Below are 8,957 nucleotides of genomic sequence, written 5' to 3'. Positions count from 1 at the left end.
CCGCCCCGCCATGTCCGCCGCCCTGCGCGCGGCCGTGTCCCTTCGGTGAGCCACGCAACTTCAGGGTTGTTGCTGCCTCGCGCCCGGGCTGACACAGCAACATCCCTGAAGTTGTGTCGATCAGCGGCTTCTCGGCGTACGGCGATGGCTCTCGGCCTGACGCTGGTGCTCGGGTCGGCGGCCGTGGTGTCGCTGCGCGCCGATGCGCCGCCCGCCCCCGCCGCCGCCACGTCCTCGGTCGGCGCAACGGGGTGTGGGGGCGTCTCGGAGAAGTTGGTGCCCGAGTGCGGCGCCTGGTGGGGGATGTACTCGCGGACCGACCCGGCGACCTGGGACCACGGGCGGGCGATCACCGACGTGGAGGCGAAGGTCGGGCGGAAATTCGACATCGTCCATCGCTACCACGACTTCTCCGGTGTCGGCAGCAACGGGGCCTTTCCGGACGGCTTCCAGCAGCAGTTGATGCGCCAGGGGCGGCTCATGTTCTTCGCCTGGGAGACCCGCGTCTTCTCCACTGGTGCCGTGCTCACCTGGTCAGATGTCTACAGCGGCCGACATGACGCCACGATCGACGCGGTGGCCGGGCGGATCCGGGCCGCCGGGGTGCCGGTCTTCCTGGGATTCGATCATGAGCCGGAGGACGAGCCGGCCAAGGGCAGCGACGCCGACTTCGTCCGGGCCTGGCGGCACGTGCACGACCGGTTCACCGCGGCCGGGGCCGGCAACGCGGTATGGGTGTGGACGGTGATGGGTTGGTCCGGCCACTACGACAGGTACGCCGGCCTCTATCCCGGTGACCGCTATGTGGACTGGGTGGCCTGGGATCCGTACAACTTCCATGCCTGCACCGGCAACCCGGTCTGGAAGAGCCCGCACGACACGATCGGCCCGTTCTACCGCTGGCTGGACGAGCACGGCATCGGCGCGGGCAAGCCACGGATGCTGGCCGAGTTCGGCACGAACTTCGACGCCGCCGACCCGACCGCCAAACGGCGCTGGTTCGAGGAGTTCCCGGCGGCGCTGAAGGTCCATCCGAAGATCAAGGCGGCGATCTACTTCAACTCGCCAGGCGTGACCCGGACGACGCCCACCTGCGACATGACCATGGATCACGACGCGGCGGCGCTGGCCGGCTTCACCGCCGCCGGTCGGGACGGCTACCTGCGGCAGCCCACGGGAGGGCGCTGACGGCGTGTCGCGTCGGCCGGACGGCGGCGGGGCCCGCCCTGCTGTCTGGTTCCGGATCCGCTAAACGGCCAATCGGCGGATATCGCCCTTCGTGGTTGACGGGGGACGCTACGTGAACTGTCGTCCACTCTGGAGGCGTAGCGTGCCCAGAATCTCCCTACCACGGCGTGCGGCCCGGCGTCGAGCCGGTCTGATCGCGTTGGTGACCGTGGTTGCCGTGCTGGCCGTCTCCACCACGGCAGCCGTGGCGGCGGTGGTGCCGGTCCCCACGCCGGGCACCCTGGTCTCGGCGAACCCCGCCGACCACACCCCGCACGCCCGCGACGGTGAGGTCCGCGCCTTCGCGCAGGTGGGCAACATGGTGTACGTCGGCGGCAGCTTCAGCCAGATTCGGCAGACGGCCAGTTCGTCGTGGCTGAACCGGGGCTACCTCTTCGCGTACAACCGGACCACCGGGACCATCTCCACCACCTTTCTGCCGGTGCTCGACGGCGCGGTCAACGCGCTCATCGCCGGGCCGGGCGGGACGTTGATCGCCGGCGGCGCCTTCAAGAACGTCAACGGGGTCGCCCGGCGCAACCTGGTGGCGCTCGATCCCGCCACCGGCGCGACCGTCGCCAGCTGGGTCGGCCGCTCCGACGGCGGAATGATCCGCGACATGGTGCTGTACCAGAACCACCTGTACCTTGCCGGCGCCTTCAACTGGATCAACGGCGTCGCGCACTCCGGACTGGCCCGGCTCAACGCCACCACCGGCGCCGTCGACCCGGCCTTCACCCTGGACGCGACGGTCGGCCGGCACGGCACCGGGTCGTACGCCTGGACCATCGACATCACCCCGGACGGCCGCACCCTGGTCGCCGGAGGGAACTTCCAGTACGTCGACGGCCTGCCCCGCAACCAACTGGCGCTGATCTCCCTCGCCGGTACGCCGAGCGTGCTCAACTGGAGCAGCGAGAAGTTCGTGCCGCCGTGCTCGAAACCGGAGACCTTCACGCACTACGTGCAGGACGTCCGCTTCAGCGCGGACGGCAGCTGGTTCGTGGTCGGCACCAACGGCGGTTCCGGCTGGCCGGCGGCGTACTGTGACGCGCTGGTCCGGTTCGAGACCGCCGCCCGGGGCGCCAACCAACTGGGCACCTGGGTCAACTACACAGGCAGTGACACCATCACCTCGGTCGAGGTGGCCGACAACGTCATCTACCTCGGCGGGCACTTCCGCTGGCTGAACAACCCCAACGCCAGCGACGCGGCCGGTACCGGCGCCATCGACCGGCTCGGCATCGCTGCGGTCAGCCCGGCCACCGGCATGCCGGTGAACTGGAATCCCGGCCGCCGGGGCGGCAGCGCGCTGCCGGACGGTGCCAGCAACTGGGGTTCGCAGGTGCCGGTGCTCTGGCGGGGCAGCGACGGCCTCTACTTCGGCCACAACTCCGACGGGATGGGCAACGAGTACCACGGCCGGCTCGGTGTCTTCCCGCTGGCCGGCGGGCGCGACGTGGTCCTGCGCAACCCGCCGACCGCGACCACCGGGTACCTGTATCTCAGCGTCGGCGAGGGGCGGCTGGCGAAGGTCCCCTTCAACGGCACCACCCTCGGCACCGCCACCACCGTGAACCAACCGAACTACACGCAGGCCGGGGCGACCTGGCGGGTGAGCGATCGGATCTACTGGTCGCGTCGGGTGGCCGGCACACCGACCGGCAGCCGGATCGACATCTCCATGTTCACCGGCGGCACCATCGGGGAGCCGTGGGAGTCCTCCGGCTACAACGCCTGGTTCAATCCGGCGCAGCTGACCGGCGCGTTCCATCTCGACGGACGTCTCTACTACACGCGCAGCGGGACCAACGGACTGTATTACCGCTACTTCGAGCCGGACGGCAACTATCTCGGCGCGACCGAGTTCAGCCTGCCCACCACCGGCGTCACCTGGTCGTCGGTGCGGGGCATGGCCTGGGTGGGCGGGCGGATCGTGCACGGCAGCACCGACGGTTCGCTGCGCAGCGTCCCGTTCGACCCGACGGCGGCGCCGGCGGCGGTCGTCAACGGTGCGCAGAGCACGGTACTCAGTACCGGCAGTTCGGGGTTAAGCTGGTCTACCCCATCGATGTTCTTCTCCGTGCAGTGAGCGCCACGGAGACCTCGCCACGGCAGGACCCGACCGACGGTGAAGCCTGATGACTGACGCCTCGCACGGCCCCTGGGCCACTCGGCCGGCCGTCGCCGAGGGCACGCCGGACCGGACCGTGACCCTCGGCGACCTGCTCCGGGTGCCCCGGCACCGCACCGGACTGGTGGCGACGGCCGCCGCGCTGGGCCTCGTCTTCGTGCTCGCTTATCTGGTGCTGATGCCCGGCCGGTACACCGCGAGCGCGGTCGTGGCCGTGCGCCCGGTCGTCACCGACGCCTTCAGCCCCAGCGGGGCCGCCGCCGACCGGGCGGTGAACATGAACGTGGAGAGCGGCATCGCCACCGGCACCGAGGTGGTGCGGCGGCTGGCCGAGCAGAATGGACAGGACCAGGGCGAGGTGCGGGACGCGCTCGATGTCGAGGTGCCAGCCGGCGGGCAGATCCTGCGTTTCTCGTACGCCGCGCGTTCGGTGGACGAGGCGGTGCGCAACGTCAACCTCGCCGCCGAGTCCTATCTGGCCGTCCGGCGGGCGATGTACGAGCGGCAGCGCGACGAGATGCTGCGCTCCTACGACGACAGCATCGCCAAGGTGGCGGCCCAGCAGGCGGCGATCCGCAAGCGGATGGCCAACGCCGGCCCGGGGGGCAGCGACACGGCCGCCGCCGAGCTGACCGGCATCAACAGTCAACTGACCCAGCTGAACTCCGCGCGTACCGAGATCGCGGCGGTGGACGTCAACCCCGGCTGGGTCACCCGGGCGGCCGAGCCGGCGATGGTCTCGCCCGGCGGCGGCCGGGATGCGCTGTTGCTGCTGGCCGGTCTGCTCGGCGGCGCGCTCGTCGGCGTTGTGCTGGCGTACGCCTGGGAGTCGGTGGACCGGCGGGTCCGCTCGGTCGACGACGCGCGACGCGCCAGCGGTCTGCCCCTGCTCGGCACGGTCCGGGGTCGGGGCGGCATCGCCAGTCGAAGCAGCCCCGTCGACGCCGACGTCAGGTACGTCGCCATGGCCATCGCGGAGCGGGTCCACCAGCCGGCCCGGGTCACCCTGCTGAGCGCCCGGGAGGATCCCACCCCGATCACCGCCCGGCTGGCCGTCGCGCTCGCGGTCGCCGGGCGGGAGGTGTTCGTCGCCGACGACAGCGGGCGGCTGGACCGGCTGCGCGCCGCGGTGCTCGCCGACCGGGACCGGTTGCCGGCGTACGCCGACCCGAGCCGGCCGCCGCTGCCGAAACCGCGTTCCGCGCCGAGTGGCGTCGACGGTGTCAGCGACCGGGTCGGCCCGGTCCGTCGCCGCCCGTCGCCCTATCCGGCAGGTACGCGTACCCCGTCCGACTACGACGTCACCCTCACCCTGCCCCGGACGGCGCCCGGCGCGGTTCCGGCGAACGGCCGCCATCCCGACGACGGGGGGCTGCCGGTGGGGGCCGGCAGCATCCTGCTCGGCACGTTCCGGCAGGGTGCCCACCAACCCCTGCTGCTGTTCAACGCGCCGCCCGCCGAGTCCGACGAGCGGGGGGTTGCGGTGGCTCGCCAGGGCAGCGCGGTGGTGGTGGTGGAACGGGACCGGACCCGGCAGACCGAACTACGGCGGCTGACCGAGCGGCTGCGGGCCGCCGGGGTGAACACGCTGGGCTTCGTGCTGACCCGTGACGGGCGGGGCTGAGCCGTGCCCGCCACCCGAGCGCCCGCGGCGACCTACCCGGTCGGCGACGGGCCGCCGGAACCGGTCCGGCCGGACCCGCCAGCGTCGCCGCCCCGGCTGCCCGGCTGGCCGTTGCTGCTGATGTTCGGCCTGGTGCCGCTCTGGTGGCTGCTCGGCGGCTTCTACCTGGGCTGGTCGCTGTTCGGCGCGGTGCTGTTCGCGATGCTGGTGGTGCGGGGTCGGGTGCCGCTGCCGCCGGGCACCGGACTCTGGTTGCTCTTCCTGGCGCTCGTCGTGCTCAGCGCCATCCGCCTGCCGTCGCTGGTGTCGCTGGCACCGTTCGCCCTGCGGCTGGGTTTCTACCTCACCGCGCTGGTGGTCGGGGTCTACGTCTACACCCGGGTACGCGAGGGCACCGACCCGGCACGGGTGCTCGTGCCGCTCTGCGTGTTCTGGCTCGGTCTGGTGGCGCTGGGCTGGCTGGGTGTGCTGGCACCCCGGCTCGCCCTCACCACCCCGGTGGAGCTGCTGCTGCCCGCCGGGCTGGCCGACCACGAATACCTGCGGGACCTGGTGCACGTGGCGACCACGGAATACCGCTCGCGGTCGGTGGATCCGGCCTACCGGCCGACGGCGCCCTTCCCGTACACCAACAACTACGGCAGCGTGTACGCGATGACGCTGCCGTGCGCGGTGGCGTTCACCATGCTGCGTCGGCGGGGTGTCCTGCGCTGGGCGGTGCTGGTGTCGCTGCCCCTGTCGCTGGCGCCGGCCTTCCTCACCCTGAACCGGGTGATGTTCGCCAGCCTCGGGGTGGGGCTGGCGGTGCTCGGCGTGCGGGCCGCGCTGCGCGGCAACGTGCGGGTGGGCCTGTCCGTGCTCGGGGTGCTCTGCGCGGCGCTGCTCACCAACCTGTTCATTCCGGTGACCAGGTTGATCGGTGACCGGGTCGCGGGCAGCGACACCAACGCCGACCGGTTCGGGCTCTACGCCGAGGTGCTGCGCCGCATCGGTGACTCGCCGTGGCTCGGTTACGGCGCGCCGGTCAGCGCGGACACCGTCTCCGCGCAGGAACCCATCGGCACCCAGGGTCAGCTCTGGATGGTGCTGTTCAGTCACGGCGTGCCAGCGCTCGTCTGCTTCCTGGCCTGGTTCGTGGTGGCCACCGTGATCTGTGCCCGGGCCACCGGCGCCGCCGGGCAGTGGCTCGCCGTGGTGCCGGTGATCTGCCTGGCGCAGCTGCCCTTCTACGGGATGGCGAGCCCGGCCGTCTCCGTCGCCTGCTTCGCCGTGGCCGTGCCGATGGCCCTTGTCGCACGGGAGGCGACGCTCCGGCGTGACGACTCACCCGCCATCGCCGAGGCGGTGCCGGGATGAGGGCCGCGGCGCGCCCCGATGGCCGGACGGTAGCGGCGGACCGGCCGGCGGTCGCGCCGGACCGGCCCGACGACCAGGTGCCGGCGACCGGCCGGCACGACGGTACGGGGGAGACCCGGCGCAGCGCCCGTACCGCCTCGGCGAGCCTGGTCGGTGCGGCGGTCAACGGACTGCTCGGCTTCGCCCTGGCCGTGGTCATCACCCGTGGCTACGGCACCAGCGGCTCGGGCGCGTTCTTCGCCGCGATCGGGGTGGTGACGGTGGCCGCCGCCGTCTGCACCCTGGGCGCGGAGACCGGACTGATCTGGTTGCTGCCGCGACGCCGTGCCGGCGCGTCCGGCGACGCGGCCCGGCTGCTGCCGGTGGCGCTGCTACCGCCCCTGTCGGTCGCGGTCATGGTCGCCGTCGCCGGCGTGCTCGTGGCCGAACCGGTCGCCGCCCGGCTGCTGGACACCGCACCTGTCGACGGTGCCACAGTGATCGCGCTGAGCAGTGCCGCGATCCCCGTGGTGGTGGCCATGACGTTGCTGCTGGCGGCGCTGCGCTGCGTCCGGCCACTGCGCGCCTACCTCACCGTGCAGTCGGTGCTGCTCCCGCTGGCCCGCCCCACGCTCGTCGGCCTGGCGCTGCTGACCGGGGGAGGGCTGGTGGTCGGGCTGACCGGGTGGCTGGTGCCGGCGGCGCTGACCCTGCTGCTCTGCCTGGCCCTGGTCGCCGGCCCGCTCGGTGTCGGCCGGGGCGTCGGGCTCCGACCCGCACCGGAGGACTGGCGTACGTTCTGGCGGTTCGCCCTGCCCCGGGCCGCCTCGGCGGCCATGGACGCCGGTGCCGTCTGGGTGGGGGTGCTGCTCACCTCGGTGCTCGCCGGACCGGCCGAGGCCGGTGTCTTCGGCGCGGTCGGCCGCTACATCCTCGCCGGCCAGCTCGCCATGCAGGGACTGCGGGTGGCGGTGTCGCCGCAACTGTCCCGGCTGCTCGGGCAGGGCCGGCCGGCGACGGCGGCGACCGTGCACCGGCAGATGACCGCCTGGTCGGTGGCGCTCTGCTGGCCGATCTATCTGCTGCTGGCGCTGCACGGCGCGGTGTTCCTGCAGGTGTTCGGGGCGGACTTCGCTGTCGATGGCACCGTCGCCATGGCCGTGCTCGCCGTGGCGATGCTCGTCAACACCGGGGTCGGCAACGTGCAGAGTCTGCTGCTGATGAGCGGGCACAGCGGACGTCACCTGGGCGCGACCTCGGCCGGGCTGCTGGTCACCGTCTCGCTCGGGGTGCTGATGATCCCCGCCCACGGCGCGACAGGCGCGGGGCTGGCCTGGGCGGCGGGGATCGTGGTGGAGAACCTGGTCGCGTACGCCTGGGCCCGCAGGGTGGTGGGTCAGCCGCTGCTCGACACCACAGTGTTCCGCGTCGCCGGGCTGGTCCTGCTGGTGGTGGGCGGCGCGGCCCTGCTCGGTCGGCTGGTGCCCGCGGGCGGCCCGGCCGGCCTGATGGTGGCGGTGGGTCTGTCGGCCGCCGGCTGCCTCGGCCTGGTGACCCGGCCCGGGGTGCGCGCCGGCCTCCGCACGGCCCTGGGGGCAGATCCGCGTGGGCGTGCCGGAGCTGCCACACACCGTCAAGCCGCAACCGATAGTGAAGGGTAGGTGAGTGGTGGTGCCGTCGCTGCGGGACCGGGTGAAGCAGGTGGTGCCCGCCCAGGTGACGAAGAGGGTCCGGGAGGGCCTTGTCGACTACGGCATACGCACCAGCGAACGCCGGCCGCTGCCGGACTTCCTTATCATCGGCACCAAACGGGGTGGCACCACCTCGCTGTGGAACTACCTGATCCGGCATCCGCTGGTGCCCCGGCTCTTTCCGGCCTGGAACGCGAAGTCGTCGCACTATTTCACGCACAACTGGGGCCGTGGTGAGGCGTGGTACCGCTCGCACTTCCCGACTCTGCGCCAGCGGGAGGCGCTGGAACGCCGGCACGGTGGTCCGGTGCGGGCGGGGGAGGCGGCCCCGCTGTACATGTTCCATCCGCTCGTCGCGGAGCGGGTCGCCGCGCTGATGCCCACGGTGCGGCTGATCGTGCTGCTGCGCGACCCGGCGGAGCGGGCGTACTCGCACTGGAAGGAACGGCGTGCCAACGGCGTCGAGCCGTTGGGTTTCGCCGCCGCGCTGGCGGCCGAGCCGACGCGGACGGCGGGGGAGCGCGATCGGCTGATCGCCGATCCGGCCCATGCCAGCGCGTCCTACGACTGGTACAGCTACCGGGCCCGGGGCCGCTACCTGGAGCACCTGACGCCATGGCTGGCACGTTTCGACAGCTCCCAGTTCCTCTTCCTGCCCAGCGAGGATCTTTTCCGCGACGCGCGGGCGACCTACCGGCGGACCCTGGATTTTCTCGGCCTGCCTCCGTTCACGCCTGGTGACTTCGAGGTCTTCAACGGCAGTCACCAGGCACCGCCGGAAGGGGCGGCGCGGGCCGAGTTGGCCGCGTACTACCGCCCGCACAACGAGGCGTTGCGGCAGCGCCTCGGATTGACCCTCGACTGGCCGGAGCGGGCGCCGTGACGGCCACCGGCCACCTGACCCGAACCACAAACCGACTCTCCAACTCTTCGACGGTGCCGGCCG

General features: G+C 72.3%; 6 protein-coding genes. All 6 read left to right on the top strand.

The features are described from left to right. The first annotated feature begins 144 nt into the window (after positions 1 to 144). The 6 genes from C1I93_RS24945 to C1I93_RS24920 all read left to right on the top strand — a co-directional run bounded on the left by C1I93_RS24945 (position 145) and on the right by C1I93_RS24920 (position 8,894). Positions 145 to 1,188 (top strand): glycoside hydrolase family 26 protein, encoded by a 1,044-nt coding sequence (locus C1I93_RS24945; RefSeq protein WP_223256200.1) that lies wholly within the window; start codon positions 145 to 147, stop codon positions 1,186 to 1,188. Between the two features lie 190 nt (positions 1,189 to 1,378). Beyond that, positions 1,379 to 3,319 carry a hypothetical protein gene (locus tag C1I93_RS24940; RefSeq protein WP_181445313.1) on the top strand — a complete coding sequence of 647 codons (1,941 nt, stop codon included), beginning with the start codon at positions 1,379 to 1,381 and terminating at the stop codon, positions 3,317 to 3,319. A 49-nt stretch (positions 3,320 to 3,368) separates the two neighbouring features. After that, positions 3,369 to 4,985 (top strand): lipopolysaccharide biosynthesis protein, encoded by a 1,617-nt coding sequence (locus C1I93_RS24935; RefSeq protein WP_111245719.1) that lies wholly within the window; start codon positions 3,369 to 3,371, stop codon positions 4,983 to 4,985. 3 nt (positions 4,986 to 4,988) lie between these two features. Continuing rightward, a complete protein-coding gene (locus C1I93_RS24930; protein WP_223256201.1) occupies positions 4,989 to 6,341 on the top strand; it encodes an O-antigen ligase family protein in 1,353 nt (450 codons plus the stop codon). Next, positions 6,338 to 7,981 (top strand): lipopolysaccharide biosynthesis protein, encoded by a 1,644-nt coding sequence (locus C1I93_RS24925; protein WP_181445312.1) that lies wholly within the window; start codon positions 6,338 to 6,340, stop codon positions 7,979 to 7,981. The genes C1I93_RS24930 and C1I93_RS24925 overlap by 4 nt, the downstream gene beginning before the upstream one ends. Before the next feature lie 10 nt (positions 7,982 to 7,991). Further along, a complete protein-coding gene (locus tag C1I93_RS24920; RefSeq protein WP_111245721.1) occupies positions 7,992 to 8,894 on the top strand; it encodes a sulfotransferase domain-containing protein in 903 nt (300 codons plus the stop codon). Positions 8,895 to 8,957: the final 63 nt, after the last annotated feature.

This window comes from Micromonospora endophytica, from assembly GCF_003236305.1.
Classification (GTDB): domain Bacteria; phylum Actinomycetota; class Actinomycetes; order Mycobacteriales; family Micromonosporaceae; genus Micromonospora; species Micromonospora endophytica.
The sequence above is the reverse complement of the archived record's forward strand: the minus strand, read 5'-3'. Positions and strand labels throughout refer to the sequence as shown.

Bases quoted from the DNA above. Each gene is read 5' to 3' on its own strand.
- C1I93_RS24945 (WP_223256200.1), top strand. From the start codon at position 145: ATGGCTCTCGGCCTGACGCTGGTGCTCGGGTCGGCGGCCGTGGTGTCG.
- C1I93_RS24935 (WP_111245719.1), top strand. From the start codon at position 3,369: ATGACTGACGCCTCGCACGGCCCCTGGGCCACTCGGCCGGCCGTCGCC.
- C1I93_RS24925 (WP_181445312.1), top strand. From the start codon at position 6,338: ATGAGGGCCGCGGCGCGCCCCGATGGCCGGACGGTAGCGGCGGACCGG.